Here is a 17,876-nt window from a genome sequence, read left to right on the forward strand (position 1 = left end):
TGTGGGTTGCCTGTATTATTAGGATACAATGCTGTTATGGCATTGCCCGCATCTACATCGGCTTGGCTCTCATAGTACGCTACCGTAACGTTTACTTGTCCATTAAGAATCTCGGCGTCCTTGGTCGGTAGGTCGAAAAGCTCTATCTCGTCTCCTGGATTATCATAGTCACAAAGCTCATATGGTGTTACCGTTACCGTTGTTGGTATTGGGTTCACGATCAATTGAAGTGTTGTCGTTGCGTAACAGCCTGTTGTCGCATTTTCTATACGTACGTATATTTCTTGAGCATCTGGATCTGTATTGGTGAAATTACTTGGTAATGGTGCGTCACCTGTCTCTGCATCACCTGGATTGGCATGGTAGCTCACCACCATTCCTGTTTGTGCACCAATCACTTCGGCGTCACGTAAAGTTAGATCGAACTCTGCAAAGCCGTCGTTATCGTCATCACAGACCTCTAATGGTGTCGTAGGGTTGGCTATCGGGTTTTCTAACACTTCCAGATTCAAAACCCCTACATTGTAACAGTTCGTTGTAGTGTTGACTAAACGCACATAGATGGTCTCGTCGGTTCCTATATAGCCGTCGAAGATCTCGTCGGTGTCTATATCCGCTCCTACTGGTGTACTATGGTAGGATAGCTCAACTCCTGTTTGACCGTTCAATAACTCATCAGTCTTAGTACTCAATGGGAAACTTACATAGTTATCCGTGTCGTCGTCACACACTTGTAATGGCGGAACGACAGTTATCTCTGGTAATGGGTTTACCGTTAGCACAAAGCTCGTAGTACCGTAACAGTCTGGATAAGCTGGATCTTCTACCCTTACATAGATAGTCTCTTGGTCTGATCCTGTATAGTTACTCGGTAATGCTGATTGGTTAGCTTCTGCATCTGCCTGGCTCGCGTGGAAACTCACAGTATATATTGCTGGGTCTTGACCTCCCAATATATCTGCCTCTTGACTGCTAAGGTCAAAATCCGCAACTCCATCGTTGCTGATATCGTCACATAACTCCATACCTGCTGGCTCGTTGGCTATCGCTCTTGGATTCACTATAAGCTCGAAAAGTGGATTTACAGTCGCATTATAACAATCTGGGTCGTTGACGTTCTCTACTCTTACGTAGATTGGCTCAGGGTTACCTACATTGGTATAGAGATCTGGAAGCACTCCTGTTCCAGCATCCGCATCGGCAAAACTCAAGTGGTAGGTGACGTTGAAATCAGTCGATGGCTGAACACCCAAAATACCCAAGTCCTGTAAGCTCAAATCAAACTCCTCTACCCCATCATTACTATCGTCATCACATAACTCCAAATTAGCTACTGGATTAATCGTTGGTTGGTCTGTGACTACTATATCAAATTGTCCGGTTTCGTAGCAAAAATCTGTTGTATCGGCTATACGAACCCATATAGTTTGAGGGTTCGATATATTTGTATAATTTATTGATAACTCATTTAAGTTATCAATTGCATCTTGTTGGGTTGGATGGTAACTAACTACAAACTCACCTGGATTTTGTCCATCAAGAACAAGACTAGTGTTTTGAGATAAATCAAATTCAGCTGTATCACTCCCTCCTAATTCGCATAAATATAAATTTTGTGGTGTACCTATAGTTGGATTTGATCTAAATTCAATTTCTATTGGATCAGCCGAACCTTGACAAACTCCCGATAAATCAAAATCAACACGATATATTCCGCTTTCTGTTACTGTATAAATTGATGATGTCTCTCCTGGAATTTCTACATCATCTTTATACCAAGTATGAACTGCCGTAGTTAAACCTGTATCTAAAATTACATCATCTCCTAAACATCCCGCTGTTCCATTTGCTATAGTTATGTCATCACCTAAGTTACCTCCTAAGTCAAAACTACCAGCTTTTAAAAACACACCACTATCCCAAGAGCTATCTCTATCATCTGCTATAACTAACTTTATAGTATATTGCTCTCCTGGAATTACAGCAGATTGAGCGGTAAAAACAGTAGTTCTTCCATCATATGAAATAGGTGGTCCATTATTTGGAGTATAACCACCGAAATATTGAGCATTTGCCGCACCACAAGAGCCATTCGCTTGATGTATGTTTGTTACTGTTATTGGTGTATTTGTTCCTGGTAGTACAGCTAAATTGGTAGTTACACCATTAGAGTCTGTTAAGAAGAAAGCAAAAGCATCTGAATAATTACATTCAAAAGACCCACCATTATATTCTTCTGAGGCCATTAAAAAATCAAAACTTATACTATTTGCTAATGGCACAAAATCAAACTGAATGTATGTTGCATCATTTGTATTTGTTACCCCTGGTAAATTATCCAAATCTGGATCACCTGGCCAAGCACCATCACTTACGACACCACCTGAATTTGGCCCTTCAGCCGAACTAGCATCGCTAGAAGCCAATAGTACACCTTCTGCGAAAGGAAAATTAACCCCATCACTAATAAAATACCCTATACCGTTATGAGGTGTTCCAAAATCAATACCTGTAGACGATATTATATTAGATACTGTAGCACATGGACTATCAATAAGAATATCCTCAATTAATTGTGCTGCTGTATATGAATCTTCATCGACAACAATATTTGGACCTAAAACAAATACTGTTATAGTTTCTGTAGCTGTACATCCTTGTGGATTGTTATCCGTAACAGTTAGTGTAACAAAATAAGTACCAGATGCAGTAAAAGTATTAGAGACATCATTTCCTGATGCTGTATTTCCATCACCAAAATTCCAGCTATAAGTAGCATCTGTATCATCATCAGAAAAAGTTGCACTTCCTGAGAAGTCTACGGTATCTCCTGGTAGAACACTTACTACCCCTGAAGCGTTAGGTTCTGGAGTTGTACTGTCTATTGAAGCTACAATATCCTGACATGGGTATCCACATAATATCTCTGCTGCCCAACCTGTCGTATTTCCTGAGTCATTTGAAGTAAACGATATTGTTATACAACCAGAAGCATTACTATCACTTGAAGATATAAAACCTGGAGCAAATGCCCCTGTATATGTACCAATTACCGGAGCTGAAGTATCATCTCCATCATATATAGTCATTACATCCTGATTTAGCTGTGTACTAAACTCATAAAAATCAAGAATAATAAATTCATCTGCATTTTGAGGACAAATGGTCGTTGTATAGTTTTCATCATTAGCATAATTGCCAAACTCACCTCCACTATCATAAAAAATATCTGGAGCACAACGGTTAAACGTTCCATTTTCCATTAAAACATCTTGGGAAAACCCCATAGATGTCACCAATAAAATTAAAATATAGAGGACTTTTTTCATAGCTAGTTAGTTTCAATCAAACCACCAATGAAACCTTGAATACAAATCAGTGCCCCATTGATTTTTTTTTCAAAGGACGAAATTTAATGAAATAAAATGAATTGCTTTAAGAATTCTGATATAAAACATATTAAAAGGATGAAAGTTTCCAATCCTTATTTCATATTTTTGCAAATAAAAAAATATGTTAACGAAAATATCCATAGTTCCTACTTCAAACAACACAATTTTAAAATTTGAAGCAGACAAATTTCTTACAAATCATAACAGCTTTGAATTCAACAATATAGACGAAGCAAAGCATTCACCCTTAGCACAACAATTATTTTATCTTCCTTTTGTAAAAAAGGTCTATATAGCCTCTAATTTTGTTGCTATTGAACGTTATAATATAGTTGAATGGAAAGATGTTCAAGATGAAGTCGCCAAACAAATTGAAGACTATCTCTCAAAAGGTGGCATTGTAGTTACTGAAGAAGCCAGCAAACCAAAAGCCTCAGTAACCGTCTATGCTGAAAGTACACCTAACCCAAGTGTGTTAAAATTTGTTTTCAATAAAGTGTTGGTTCCTAACCTATACGAGTTTACTTCTATTGAAGAGGCTAAACCTTCCCCATTAGCTACTGCCTTATTTCAATTTCCATTTGTAAAGAATGTTTATATGGAAAAGAATTTTATTTCAGTAACTAAATATGATATTGTTGAATGGGAAGAAGTCACACTTCAAATCAGAGAATTTTTAAAATCTTATGTTGAAGAAGGAAAAACAATATTAAATGATGATGCACCTAAGCAACTCAATAAAACAGAAGCTGCAATTGAAGAAAAATTTGAGCTTTTAGATGACACATCAAAAAACATTGTAAACATTTTAGAAGAATACGTAAAACCTGCCGTTGAAAGTGATGGTGGAAATATAGAGTTCAAATCTTATAATGAGAACACTAAAAAGGTGGAAGTTTTACTTCAAGGTGCCTGTAGCGGATGTCCTTCTTCTACTTTTACATTAAAAAATGGTATAGAAAACATGCTTAAGGACATGCTTAATGACAATTTTATAACTGTAGACGCTATAAATGGTTAATTAATCCTTAATTATCTGCTAGTTATATTTTTTTTTAATCAAATTATTTATATTTGACTTTTAAGCATTAGGAAGTGTTATTCGGCATAATTTTTGATGTACTTAATAAAATTATTTTTAATAAAAAACTGAAAACGTATGACTTACCAAAAATTAAAAACAACGATTAGTGTAATTTTACTAATATTAATTCAAAATATTTACAGCCAGAATATGGATTTTGCTTCAGAACAAGGTCTTATAGCTAGATCTAGAAGTAGAATTGTTGATGCTGAAGGATCTCCATATGTTAATGATGATTTTAAAATGTTAAAAATCGATGGCTTCAATGTTGTTTTCCAAGGTCGTTATAATGCTTATTATGACGAAATGGAAATAAAGTTATCTGATGACAAAATCGTTTCTTTAGGCAATAACAGTGAGTATGTTGTCACTTTTAGTTCTGATGACAAGACATATAAAACATACAACATTAGCAATGATAAAGATATATCGAAGCGTTCATTCTTAGTTGTACTTGAGGAAACTGAAAATTACTCTATTTTAAAAAAGGAAAGCGTAAAATTTTATAGTAAAATAGAATCTCGCTCTTCTTATCAAAGTGAAATTCCTGCTAAATTCAAAAGAGAAGATGACCAATATTTTGTAAAGTATGACAACAAAGTGGTTTCATTACCTCAGAAAAAGAAAGATTTTTTAGATACATTTCCTGAACACTCTTCTAAACTTAAAAGCTACATCAAAGACAATAAGCTTAAATTAAAACATGAAGAAGATTTAGTTAAATTAACACAGTATTTAATTACATTAAAATAAATACACTATAGCTGATTTATATCAAATTAATTGATTTATAATCACAAATATTAATAACTCGGCCAACAAAACTTAGCCGAGTTTTATTTTTATATTAAACACATAAGAAATGGATACACAAAAATGGATTGATGCTGGCTATAATTTAGTTGTGGAATATACACCTAAGATTATTGCAGCAATACTAATATGGATTATTGGTAATTGGCTTATTGGAATTCTTTCAAAAATAATTGTAAAAGCCATGAACAAGGCTGATTATGAGATAAGCCTAAAATTGTTTTTATCAAACCTTATAAAATGGTCACTAAAAATTATGCTGACTATTGTAGTGTTAGGAACTCTAGGTATAGAGACTACCACATTTGCTGCTGTTATTGCTGCTGGTGGTTTAGCTATAGGCTTAGCCCTGCAAGGCTCTTTAGCTAATTTTGCAGGTGGTGTATTAATATTACTGCTAAAACCATTTAAAGTAGGTGACTGGATTTCTGCTCAGGGAGTAGATGGTAGTGTAAAGGAAATCTCAATTTTTAACACTAAGATTATTACGTTTGGTAATCAAGAAGCCATAATACCTAATGGTAAACTATCTAATGATAATATTATCAATTATACATCTCAAGGTATAAGACGTGAAAATCTGACCTTTGGAATCGGTTATGATGACAACATAAAAGAAGCAAAGGATATTTTACTTAACCTAATAAATGAACAAGAAACGGTTATAAAAGAAGAAGACAAACTTCCAATGATAGCTGTAGGTGAACTTGGCGACAGTTCTGTAAACATTATATTAAGATATTGGGCTAAGAATGAAGATTTTTGGGCTATACGTTGGTATACGCTTGAAGAAGGAAAAGCTAGATTAGAAGCTGCAGGAATCTCAATACCATTCCCTCAAAGAGATGTTCATCATTACAATTTAGAGAAATTTGAAACTGGTAAAAAAGACTAAGATTTTTTCTTTAAAGCAACAAAATCCTTTAAATAATAAGGCTCAAAATAGGCGACATCTTCGGTGTCGCTTTTTTTGTATTTAATTTCAGAAAGTTTTGCCATTTCTTTAGCTGAAGGTAATTGTCCTTCAACAAAAACTGCATTAGGATGTTGAATAAGCGTCTTTGTCTTTTCTACACCATTACCAATAAAATATACTTTTGACTTCTCTAAGAGTTCCTTAAAACTTTCTTTATTTAGAATTTCGGCTTTAATTTCTCTAGCTAATTTTAAATTCGAATTATAAATAGCCGAATACACCTCCATTCTTCTTGCGTCTAGCATAGGCACAATAAAGCCATCATTAGATGTAATTTGATTGGCTAAAGCTTCTAAAGTATCAGTAGCTATTAATGGTTTATTTAAAGCAAAACACAGCCCTTTGGCAGTTGACACACCAATTCGTAATCCGGTATAAGAGCCTGGACCTTTACTCACGGCAATTGCATCTATAGCTGAAGGTTCAATTTTAGCTTCTTTAAAAACATTATCTATAAATACGTGTAACGTTTCAGCATGTGAATAACCAGAAGAATTATCCTCTTTTAAAACCAAAATCTCTCCATCTTTAGATAGAGAGACTGAGCAATTTGTGGTTGCTGTTTCTATATTTAGAATAATAGCCATTCTATAAATTTATTCTTCTTTACTTTCTGATGCTCTGGATGATTTATTTTGAACCTCCAAAAGATCACCAGGATTTAATGTTTTGGAAACTACATTGTAAGGTCCTGTGATAATTTTATCATCCTCTGTGAGGCCTGATGTAATTTCAATATTTGTATCGTCCTGAATACCTGTCTTAACCACTTTTAATTTTGCCTTACCATTAGCTTCTACAAAAACACATTCAAACTTTTCTTCTTCAGAACTGATTGAATCATCTTCAAATTCAGACTTACCAAAAGGTTTTTTAACTGAGCTTGTATCTGTTTTAATAACAATTGCACTAATTGGCACAGCAATAGCATTTTTTCTTTGGTTTGTAATAATATCTACTGTAGCAGTCATACCTGGTCTAAAAGGTGAATATGTTTCAGGTTTACCTTCGGTTAAGTCTTTATAGGATTCTTCAAGAATTCTAACTTTAACTTTAAAGTTTGTTACCTGATCTGCTGTTAAAGAGCCTTCAGCAGAATTGGCAATTTCAGTAACAACACCTTTAAACTCTTTCTTTAAGTAAGCATCTACTTCAACTATTGTAGAATCACCAATTTCGACTTTTACAATATCATTTTCATTGACATCTACCTCAACCTCCATATTTTTAAGGTTAGCTACACGTAAAATTTCCGTACCTGCCATTTGCTGTGTCCCAACAACACGCTCACCTTTTTCTACACTCAATAATGAGATGGTTCCGCTCATTGGCGCATAGATTGTAGTTCGGCTTAAATTATCTTTTGCTTCATTAACTGTTGCTGCCGCACTTTGTACATTGTAATACGCTGAACTTTTACTCGCTACAGCAGTTTCATAGGCCGCAATTGATCGGTCCCAATCAGCCTTAGAGATTACACCCTTATCAAAAAGTGATTTATTTCTTTCATAATCTGCTTTTGCTTGTTTTAAATTTGCTTCGGCTTGTTCTAAACCAGCTCTAACATTTTGATATGATGCTTGAGAACGATTAACAGCAGACTGAATTAAATCTGGGTTTATCCTAACTAACAAATCTCCTTCTTTAACTTCTTGCCCTTCTTTGAATGGTAAATCTAAAATTTCACCAGATACTTCTGATGATATTTTAACCTCAACCTCTGGTTGAATTTTACCTGTAGCAGAAACAGTCTCTACAATATCTTGAAGTGTTACCTCTTTAACAGTAACGGATTTAAAATTACCTTTTTTGCCGAACCATCCCATTTTAGATCCAGCCACCAAAAGGACAAGGACTATAACAACGACACCGATAATAATTTTTACTGTTTTACTCATTTTTTTATTAGTTTAAATCTGTAATTGGAAGCCCAAAGTAGAATTCTAATATTTTCAGTCTAAAAATATAATCATATTTGGTACGAACCACATCAGATTGAGAGTTCTCGTACGCAGTTCTAGATTGGTTAAAGTCAAATGCATTAGATAAACCTACATCATAACGTTCTTTAGCATATTCAAATGCTAAACGCCTAGCTTCTTCCGTTTTTAATGCAGCTTCATAAGCTTTCTTAGAATTCTTTGCATCATTATAGGCCTGATACACTGTAGATTCTAAATCTAGCTGAGTCTGTTCTAATTGGTATTTCTGACGCTCTATGGCAACTTTACTTCTTTCAACATTATTTCTTACACTAAAACCATTAAATATAGGTACACTTAATTGAAGTCCGATAGAAGTACCGTCAAATATGTATAATTGATCAATAAATGCAATATCTTCACCTGTAAAAGGATTTGTTTGTGTACTTGCCCAACGTGTGCTATACTGAACAAAACCAGATAATGAAGGTGAGTAATTAGATCTGCTTATTTCTAAATCTTTTTGTGCTATATCTAAATTTGCTTGAGCTATTCGAACATCGTTAACTTCTTCTTTTGCTTTTTCAGCAATTTCAAATGGAGTTTTATCTAAAATATCTGCACCTATCAAACCATAATCTTCATCAACAATATCAAAATTGAGATAATCTTTTAGCTGTAATGTTTGTGCCAAACCTATTTTTGAAATTATTAATGCATTCTCAGCATTTATAATTTGTTGTTCCTGAGTTGCATCTGTTGCCTGAATTTCTAATAAGTCACCACGTGGCAACACGCCTGCATCAACTAACTCTTGTGTATTTTTTATGTTTTCTTTGGTAACTGCATTTTGAGCTCTTAGGACTCTTAACTGCTCTCTATTAGCAAGTATTTGTAAAAATGAATTTGCTACAAAAAGAGAGGTATCATCTTTCATTTTATCCAGACTATATTGCGAAGCTATCTGATTTAACTTTGTTCTTTGCAATGTTTTCCAATTAGCCAATCCATTAAAAATATTGATACCTGAACTTATAGAACCATTAGCAGATTCAAAAGTACTATTCTCAAATTGGTTGGTAGCTGGGTTTACGTTAGCACCTGTATTACTTCCCAAACTGGCATTAGCATTCAGCGTTGGCAAAAAGTTACCAATTGCATCTTTTTTAGCAATATCTGCCAAATGTAAATCTAACTCACTCTGCTTTATGGAGATGTTATTCTCTAGAGCATAATTAACGCATTCTAAGAGCGTCCATTTTTTATCTTGAGCGTGCAGGTTTATAGCTGTAAAAACTAATACTATGCAAATTATTTTTTTCATAACTAAACTATATGTCTTTATAAATTTCAAAGTGTTACAAAATTTTAAAAAATTACTGTTGCGCATATTTTGGCACACCTTGAACTTGGTTCCAAACCTTTATTTTATCGTCTTTAGTTATACCATTTTTTACTTCAACGAAAATACCATCGCTTATGCCTAACTCAACCTCTTTTCTTTTGAATTCTTGATCACCTACTACAACCTCTACAAAAGGCTCTTTAGTCTTTTCATCATATTGCACTAAAGCCTCTTTAATAGCTAATACCTTTTCTGCTTTTTCTAAAATAATGGAAGCATTAGCACTTAGACCAGCTCTAATAAAAGTTGAATCCATTTTCTTAAGTGAACCTTTGATTTCAAATTGAATCGCACCATTTTCGGCAACACCTTTTGGAGCGATGTAATCTAAAGTAGCATCAAATTTTTTGTCTTCTATAGCACCAACAGTAATTTCAAGAGGTAAACCTTCCTTAATTTTACCTACTTCGCTTTCATCAACTTTACCTTCAAAAATCATTTTAGTAACGTCTGCAAGTGACGCAATTGATGTTCCTTCATTAAAATTATTGGCTTCAATAACCTGATTACCAACTTCTACAGGAACATCTAAAACCATTCCTGATACAGTTGCTCTTACTTGTGTTTGAGCTATAGTACCTAAGCCTGAAGTCGTTCCTGTTTTTATGATATCATAATTTTGACGCGACTGAGTAAGATTAATTCTAGATTGCTCTACTTGTTGCTTTGCTTGTAAATAAGTATTGCTTACCTGATCGAAATCATTTGCTGAAATCACACCTTTATCAAATAATGCTTTTTGACGATCGTAAATAGCTTTTTGAGTTTTGAAATTAATTTCTGCGGTTTGCAAAGCAGTTTGATTGGATGCAATACTGTTTTTTGCACTAGTAAGGTTAGATACATTTGGTATTACTCTAATCTGTGCAATTAAATCACCTGATTCAACGTACTCTCCTGCTTCAATAAAGATTTCCTCAATAACTCCTGAGATATTAGGTTTGATCAAAATTTCCTCTTTTGGCACAATACTACCAGTTGCTACAGTTTTCACCATAATGGTTTCTTCAGTTGGCGACTCGGAAGTATAAGTTATAGGATCTTCCTGATTTTTTTGCCACAGATAAAATAATGACACCCCAAATACAAGTACTATGGAAATGAGTATAATTATTGTTGTTGTTCTTTTCATGATTTATGATTGATATAAAATATTTATTCGATTCGTAAAGCGTCTACGGGTTTCATTTTTGTTGCACTATTGGCAGGAATAAGACCTGCTAAAACACCTGAGACCACTAATATTATTAAAGCTGTAAATACCACTTGCATACTTACACTTGGATTTGCAAAATTTTTTACTTCACCCGCATTGTCTAAAATGACATTCAGTATCCATATAAAAAAGGAGGCAAAGGAAACCCCTAACATACCTGATAAAATTGTTAATACTAAACTCTCTTGTAAAATTTGACTTTTTATCATCCAAGGAGACGCTCCTAATGCTCTCCGTACACCTATTTCTTTTGTTCGTTCCTTTACTACTATGAGCATAATATTATTGATACCTATAATACCCGACAATAATACTAAGGCACCTACAAAATATCCCACAAAGGATAAAATTGTAAACAATCCATTAATCCGACCAAATCTTTCTGACAAATCAAAATGACCTATAGCCCTTTCATCTGTTGGGTCTACTTTATGTCTAAACTTCATAAGGTCAAAAACCTGTTGTTTAATTGATGTTATTGTAACATCATCTTCCGCAGTTATAGCCATCCAACCCACATTATCACCTCTATTAAATGCTTGACCAAAAGTTGTAAAAGGTATATAAATTGTACTAGCATCTTGTTCGTCATCACCTTGACTATTGCTCATTTTAAAAGTACCAACTACCATAAAGTTAACACCATTAATTTTTATATAAGTACCTAGTATATCTTCATCCTTATCATACATCCCTTTGACAACACCTGTACCTATGACACAAATTTTTCGTTTTGTTTGAATATCAGAATAACTTATAAAACGGCCTTGAAGAATATCCATTGGTTGTTGTTTTATATATTCTGGATAGTCACCATAAATTTCAAAAGCACCTGTTTTTGTACCTCTGATAACATTATTTGCACCTCTAAATCCACCTAATTGATTTCTAGGTGACACATATTTAATATTTGGAATTTGGGATTTTATAGCGGCTACATCATCTATTTTATAATTAAAATAGCGCCCTTTTGGTAACCCTTTATAGGGTTTAGAAGTACCTTGTGTCCACATGAACATAGAATTAGTTGCAAAATCACCAAAACCTGCAGTCACACCTTTTTTTAAACCATTGGTAAGAGCTAATAATGCTACAAAAATGAATATTCCCCAGGATACTCCTATTGCTGTTAAAAAAGTTCTAAGCTTATTAGAATTTAAAGCCTCTAATATTTCGCTCCATCTGTCTTTAGAAAAAATATTATTCATCCCTTAAAGCTATTATTGGTTTAATTCTTGCTGCTCGGTAGGCAGGAATAAAACCTGCAATACCTCCTGCTAAAACAAGTAAAAAAACAGAAGTCAATGCAGTATTGAAATCTACCTGAGGATATCTTATAAAGTCTGTCATTTCTTCTATATATGGACCAAAAATCTCAAGTGTGGCCAAACCAAAAATCAAACCGAAGAGCCCTGCAAACATAGTCACAAAAACCGCTTCTTGTAATACCATACTCACAATAGAACTTGGTAATGCGCCTAAAGCTTTCCTTATTCCTATTTCTTTTGTACGCTCCTTAACTATAATTAGCATAATATTACCAACGCCAACAATTCCTGCAACTAGAGTAAATATTCCTATAAACCAAAATACCGCTTGTATAATTGCGATTAACGAATATATCTCTTCTGCCTGTTCTAAAGTATTATTTACTCTGACCGCACTTGTGTCATCTGGCGAAACAGTATGAATTTCCTTAATCTTTTGCTCCATTCCTTGCGCAATAGCATTAGATACTGCAACAGCTTCATCAAAGTTTTTAGCCATTTTCACAGTGAAAGACATATTTCTAATATTCTCTCCCGCATTAAATATTTTTTGAGCTGTACTTACAGGAATGTAAACCTGACTTTCTTCGCGATCTCCACCTGGATCATAAAAAACACCAACAACTTTGAAATTCATTCCAAAGATTTGAATGTTCTTGTTTATAGGATCTTCACCTTTAAAAAGATCAACTTTCATTTTGTTACCTATAACAGCAACCTTTTTGCTTTCCTCTAAATCAGATTCGTTGATAAAACGACCAGAGCCTATATCTGCATTTTCAATAAACTGGTTATCTGGCAAGGTACCTCTAATGCGATAATCTCCAGTTTCATTATTATAAGATACAGTTCCACCCCAAATCATATAATCTTTGGAACGGTATTCAAAATAATCATCGTATTGATTTTCGATAGCTTCAAATGTTGAATTTTTCATCTGAATGTATCTTCCTGGGTTTAAGCCTTTATAACCTTTGGTGGTTACACCTGTCCAAACTGAAATTTTATTTGTAGCATCTTGTTCAAATTCCGACTTCACACCATTTTCTATACCTTTACTTATACCAAGAAGTGCTACAAGAATAAATATCCCTGAAGCTACTGAAAGGCCAGTTAAGAAAGTACGTAATTTGTTTTTACGTAGTGTTTCGAATATTTCTTGCCAACGCTCTAAATCAAACATGTGCTGATGCCCTTACTTGTTCCACCTTACTATCATCGATAATAAGACCGTCTTTTAGATTTACAATACGCTTAGTCATATGCGCAATATCATCCTCATGAGTTACAACCAGAATGGTTTTACCTTCGTCATTAATTCCTTGAATAAGCTCCATAACTTCATACGATGTTTTGGTATCTAAAGCTCCCGTTGGCTCATCTGCCAACAATACTTTTGGATCACTTGCCAAAGCTCTTGCTATAGCAACTCTCTGTTTTTGACCACCAGATAATTCACTCGGTAAATGATGTGACCAGTTTGCAAGCCCTACTTTTTCAAGATAATGCATGGCTCTTTCTGTACGCTCTTTTCTTTTAATGCCTTTGTAGTATAATGGCATAGAAACATTATCTAACGCACTCTTGTAATTGATAAGATTGAAGGATTGAAAAATAAAGCCTAAAAATTCATTTCTGTATTTTGCCGCTATTTTTTCATTAAGATTTTTGATTGGCACATTATCTAAGATGTATTGCCCTTCGTCTGCCTCATCTAACATACCAAGAATATTAAGTAATGTAGATTTACCAGAACCTGAAGACCCCATTATAGACACAAGTTCACCTTCTTCTACTTCGAAATTAATACCTTTAAGTACATGAAGCGAGTTACTGCCCATGTGATAAGATTTGTGTAAATCTTTAATCTTAATCATAGTAAAATAGCGTTAGAGGCTACAATTTTAAAAAAATATTAACCTTTTTTATCCCAAGGAAGTGTTAATAGATTCCTTGATTAACTCTAAATAAGACTCTTAAAGTGAAGAATTGTTACAGCTAAAATTTAGTTAGTTTTAGGTTTTCTCGATTTGTTGTAAGATCTGTAAACTATATACCCTATTACCGCTACTAAAATATAGGGAACAGCCATTAAAAACATAATACCGTCATTGATACCTCTTGCAGGCGATTGACTTTCTCCACTTTCCAAAACTGCCCTACACATAGCACATTGTGCACCTGACTGAAAAGCAACGTAGAATGTAAAAAGTATAAAGAGGACCTGCTTTTTCATATTATGAATAATATGGTGAAATCATGAGATAAACAACCACACCTGTTATAGCCACATACAACCACATTGGAAAAGTGATTTTAGCTATTTTTCTATGACGCTCAATATTATTAGTAATTGCTCTCACATAAGTGATAAGTACAAATGGTATAATAACTATAGAAAGCAAGATATGAGTAATTAATATGAAGTAATAAATGTATTTTACAAAACCTTCACCACCAAATTTAGTAGAATCGCTCGTCATATGATAAGCTACATACATCACTAAAAAAGCTACGGACAACATAATAGCAAACTTCATTAACCGCTCATGAAGTTGTACTTTTTTATTTTTGATAGCTACAACTGCAATAATTAACACCACTGCTGTTAATCCATTAATAGCAGCATAAATAGGTGGCAAAAAAGTTAATGGTTCTACATCAAAACCTAGTTTTCTAAGGTTTACTCCAAACAATATCGCTACAGCAAGTGGAATAATAATAGACAGTGCAACAATCCATTTGTTGTATTTTTTTTCTTTATCTAAATCTACTGAACTCATAATTATTCTTCTAAAAGTTTAGCAATGTCTTCTTTTAAGATTGTAATTTCCTGAGGAATTCCGTCTTCATCTACACCAATAGCTTCAGGAATTAATCCGTTATAAAAGATTAAAGGGTTTCCAAACTCATCTCTACGAGAACGAATGTAACCTTCCTTATCAATCAATGCAAAGTTACCAGAATGTTCAAAACCACCTTCAACAGTTTCGTCTTTAGCTGTGTAGAGATTAAATCCTTCATTAGCTAATTTATATATAGCGTCTTCATCACCTGTCATTAGGTTCCAGTTTGGATTTTTAATACCATAATGGTCTGCATAGGCTTTCAATACTTCAGGAGTATCAATATCTGGAGTAATAGAAAATGAGGCTACACCGAAGTTTTCAAAATCTTCAAAATGATTCTGAACTTCAACTAAATTTTTATTCATAATCGGACAAATAGTTGGGCAAGTCGTAAAGAAAAACTCTACCACATAAACTTTACCAATATAATCGGCATTTGTAACTATTTCTCCATCTTGATTAGTAAAACTAAATGAAGGTACTTTTTTAGGCTTTCCATTAATCTCTAAATAGGCTAAATCACTTTTACCTTTTTTAGCATCTTTAGAAATATCCTCGCTTCGACTTTCATCTCTTGTTACATCATCCGAACTAACTCTATCTATAATTTTAGGAATGAAAATAATCCCGAAAATTAGAATTATGAAGGCTATACCTACGTAGGAATAATTTGTTTTCTTACTCATTGGTTTGTTTTAAATCGTTAGCTCTCCTCGTACTAGAATCTTCAAATTTACCTTTACGCTTTTGGCGGTATTCTGTAAATAAGATTCTTATATCGTCATTCATCATATTCTTAATTTGAGCAACTTCTATGGTGTTATAAGAATACACACTGTATGGAGGTTTATTAGCTTCTATTTCTTTTTCCTCTCTACCATCTATCCTTCCTCGCTGACTTAAATCTTTATCTATTATGAATACATTTTCAGTAGACAAATCATCATCTAATTGACTATTGAATTTTAGACTATGGTACAACATTTTTATTTCCCCTTCCGTACCGAAAACATAATGCCAATACTTTAGTTCTTCATAAGAACTTATTTCTTTTTGAAGTTTAGTCACCTCCTCTTCAGTTCCTTCAGGAACCACAATGATGACCTGAAATTTTTTAAAACCTTTGAATTTATCGTAAACTAATTCTTTAAGGTTTGAAGCTGCTATACTATTTTTTAATGGAGAATTACCAAAAAAGCCTAGAATGGTAATATGATCTTTTAGAATTACCCCTTCTGAATCTATTGTTTGAAAGCTTTCAATATCAGAAACGTTTTCATTCACAATATTAAGGGGTTCATAATTGTGCTTTGCTGGATAAAGCATCAACAAAAAAGCCACTGGTAAAAAGAATAAAATCCCTAATACAATATTGCGCTTTCTTTGACTTGCTTCCATAATGCAAAAATAAAAAAGGCGGTTTAGAAAAACCACCTTTTAATATCATTTAACGTAAAAAATTACGATTAAAAATCTCTTTTTATTAACGCGTCTTCAGCATTATATACACTAAAAACGTAACCACCTTCCTGTAATAGGATGAAGATTAAATAACAGATTAGAAATACTCCTGTCCAAACTACAGCACGTCTTAAGTTTGCAGTTTCATCTCTCATGTGCATGAAATCCCAAGTAATATAATACGCTTTAACTATTGTTAAAAGTATAAAGATGAGATTCAAAGGTTTCATATATACAAAAGGTGACAATATCATATTTGCTAGAGTAGCAAAAAAGCCACCCTCAACAGGATCTATCCAAGTACTCATTAAGAATTCTGGTTTGTAAATACCAAGAACAACTTCAATTGCCGTAACAAATGTTAAGAACGCTAAAACTCCCCAAATTTTTTGAGTATTAGATTTAAACTTCCAACGTCCTCTGAATATTTCTAATTTATGTTCGTGTGCCATAATTATAAATCTTATTAATCTTTTATACTAAGTAGAAGAATGTAAATACAAATACCCAAACTAAATCTACAAAGTGCCAGTATAAACCAACTTTTTCAACCATTTCATAACTTTTTCTACGCTCGTAAGTACCTAATACGACGTTGAAGAAAATTATGATATTGATAACCACACCAGAAAATACGTGGAAACCGTGGAAACCTGTTATGAAGAAAAAGAAATCAGCAAATAGTGAAGTACCATATTCATTAACTTGTAGGTTAGCACCTTTTACTACCAACTTACCATTTTCTTTAATTTGCTTTAAAGACTCGTCTCTAGTTAGTATTGTCTTTTCACCTTCTTCGTTTATGATTTGTGTTCTAACTAAAATATTTTCGTTAGCTGCTAAACCATTATATATTTCATCTACAGTGTAAGGTGGTAATGATCCTTCACCCACAAACCAAAGTCCGTTTTTGCGTTCGTGTTGTGCCCTTTCACCAGCTTGAACTGCTGCAAAATCATCAATTGAAATTCTTTTGAATTTTTCCTTACCGTCTACAGTAACATATTCACCAAACTGTAAAATGTTTCCACCTTTAGTTTGTACAGCGCCATAATCACCTTGAATGAAAGTTGCCCATTCCCAAGCTTGAGATCCCACGAATATTAAACCACCAATAATGGTTAAAAACATGTAAAGTGTAACCTTAGCTTTGTTTAAATGGTGTCCTGCATCAACAGCTAAGACCATTGTTACAGAAGACATGATAAGAATAAAGGTCATGAACGCTACATAAATCATTGGTAGCTCTTGACCGTGTAGAAAAGGTACGTGAGTAAATACCTCATCTGCGATTGGCCATTCTTTGATAAATTTAAATCTTGAAAAACCATAAGCGGCTAAGAAGCCGGAAAATGTTAATGCGTCTGATAAAATGAAGAACCACATCATCATTTTTCCATAACTTGCCTTTAGAGGTTCATTACCTCCTCCCCAAGTTTTGCCTTCTGTACCAGTACTAACTACTGTAGAATCCATAGAAATTGTTTAAA

The 17,876-nt window shown here is 33.8% G+C and carries 17 protein-coding genes; 3 read left to right on the forward strand and 14 right to left on the reverse strand.

Annotation, left to right across the window (positions count from 1 at the left end):
• Window positions 1–3,329, reverse strand: a 3,329-nt coding sequence (locus tag QGM60_RS10955; protein WP_281140288.1) for a choice-of-anchor L domain-containing protein, incomplete at its 3' end; no start/stop codon positions are given.
• Window positions 3,330–3,513: 184 nt separating this feature from the next.
• On the opposite strand from QGM60_RS10955, the gene QGM60_RS10960 reads away from it, so the two are divergent.
• The 3 genes from QGM60_RS10960 to QGM60_RS10970 all read left to right on the forward strand — a co-directional run bounded on the left by QGM60_RS10960 (window position 3,514) and on the right by QGM60_RS10970 (window position 6,184).
• Entirely contained in the window at window positions 3,514–4,413 is a 900-nt protein-coding gene (locus QGM60_RS10960; RefSeq protein ID WP_281140289.1) for a NifU family protein, read from the forward strand.
• Window positions 4,414–4,551: 138 nt separating this feature from the next.
• Entirely contained in the window at window positions 4,552–5,229 is a 678-nt protein-coding gene (locus tag QGM60_RS10965; RefSeq protein WP_281140290.1) for a hypothetical protein, read from the forward strand.
• A gap of 109 nt (window positions 5,230–5,338) precedes the next feature.
• A complete protein-coding gene (locus QGM60_RS10970; protein WP_281140291.1) occupies window positions 5,339–6,184 on the forward strand; it encodes a mechanosensitive ion channel domain-containing protein in 846 nt (281 codons plus the stop codon).
• Here the strand turns inward: QGM60_RS10970 and tsaB are convergent.
• The 13 genes from tsaB to QGM60_RS11035 form a co-directional block, all read right to left on the reverse strand.
• The gene (gene tsaB / locus QGM60_RS10975; RefSeq protein WP_281140292.1) at window positions 6,181–6,852 is read right to left on the reverse strand and encodes a tRNA (adenosine(37)-N6)-threonylcarbamoyltransferase complex dimerization subunit type 1 TsaB; all 672 of its coding nucleotides are present in this window, start codon (window positions 6,850–6,852) and stop codon (window positions 6,181–6,183) included. The genes QGM60_RS10970 and tsaB overlap by 4 nt on opposite strands.
• Window positions 6,853–6,861: 9 nt before the next feature.
• Complete coding sequence (locus QGM60_RS10980; protein WP_281140293.1) at window positions 6,862–8,163, reverse strand: efflux RND transporter periplasmic adaptor subunit; 1,302 nt, start codon at window positions 8,161–8,163, stop codon at window positions 6,862–6,864.
• Window positions 8,164–8,170: 7 nt separating this feature from the next.
• Complete coding sequence (locus QGM60_RS10985) at window positions 8,171–9,511, reverse strand: TolC family protein (RefSeq protein WP_281140294.1); 1,341 nt, start codon at window positions 9,509–9,511, stop codon at window positions 8,171–8,173.
• Window positions 9,512–9,563: 52 nt separating this feature from the next.
• The gene (locus tag QGM60_RS10990; RefSeq protein ID WP_281140295.1) at window positions 9,564–10,724 is read right to left on the reverse strand and encodes an efflux RND transporter periplasmic adaptor subunit; all 1,161 of its coding nucleotides are present in this window, start codon (window positions 10,722–10,724) and stop codon (window positions 9,564–9,566) included.
• Between the two features lie 23 nt (window positions 10,725–10,747).
• Window positions 10,748–12,007, reverse strand: coding sequence for an ABC transporter permease (locus tag QGM60_RS10995; protein ID WP_281140567.1), 1,260 nt, complete (start codon window positions 12,005–12,007; stop codon window positions 10,748–10,750).
• Window position 12,008: 1 nt separating this feature from the next.
• Window positions 12,009–13,259, reverse strand: coding sequence for an ABC transporter permease (locus QGM60_RS11000; RefSeq protein WP_281140296.1), 1,251 nt, complete (start codon window positions 13,257–13,259; stop codon window positions 12,009–12,011).
• Window positions 13,252–13,953 (reverse strand): ABC transporter ATP-binding protein, encoded by a 702-nt coding sequence (locus QGM60_RS11005; protein ID WP_281140297.1) that lies wholly within the window; start codon window positions 13,951–13,953, stop codon window positions 13,252–13,254. Before QGM60_RS11005 ends, QGM60_RS11000 begins: the two co-directional genes overlap by 8 nt.
• Window positions 13,954–14,081: 128 nt before the next feature.
• Window positions 14,082–14,312, reverse strand: a complete 231-nt coding sequence (locus tag QGM60_RS11010) for a hypothetical protein (protein WP_281140298.1) — start codon at window positions 14,310–14,312, stop codon at window positions 14,082–14,084.
• Window position 14,313: 1 nt separating this feature from the next.
• Window positions 14,314–14,859: a DUF420 domain-containing protein gene (locus QGM60_RS11015; protein ID WP_281140299.1), complete on the reverse strand. Its 546-nt coding sequence runs from the start codon at window positions 14,857–14,859 to the stop codon at window positions 14,314–14,316.
• A gap of 2 nt (window positions 14,860–14,861) precedes the next feature.
• Window positions 14,862–15,611, reverse strand: a complete 750-nt coding sequence (locus tag QGM60_RS11020; RefSeq protein ID WP_281140300.1) for an SCO family protein — start codon at window positions 15,609–15,611, stop codon at window positions 14,862–14,864.
• A complete protein-coding gene (locus tag QGM60_RS11025) occupies window positions 15,604–16,323 on the reverse strand; it encodes a hypothetical protein (RefSeq protein WP_281140301.1) in 720 nt (239 codons plus the stop codon). Before QGM60_RS11025 ends, QGM60_RS11020 begins: the two co-directional genes overlap by 8 nt.
• A 68-nt stretch (window positions 16,324–16,391) precedes the next feature.
• Window positions 16,392–16,838, reverse strand: coding sequence for a cytochrome C oxidase subunit IV family protein (locus QGM60_RS11030; protein ID WP_281140302.1), 447 nt, complete (start codon window positions 16,836–16,838; stop codon window positions 16,392–16,394).
• Window positions 16,839–16,860: 22 nt separating this feature from the next.
• Window positions 16,861–17,862: a cytochrome c oxidase subunit 3 gene (locus tag QGM60_RS11035; protein WP_281140303.1), complete on the reverse strand. Its 1,002-nt coding sequence runs from the start codon at window positions 17,860–17,862 to the stop codon at window positions 16,861–16,863.
• Window positions 17,863–17,876: the final 14 nt, after the last annotated feature.

It is taken from the genome of Winogradskyella sp. SYSU M77433 (assembly GCF_029911945.1).
Classification (GTDB): Bacteria; Bacteroidota; Bacteroidia; order Flavobacteriales; family Flavobacteriaceae; genus Winogradskyella.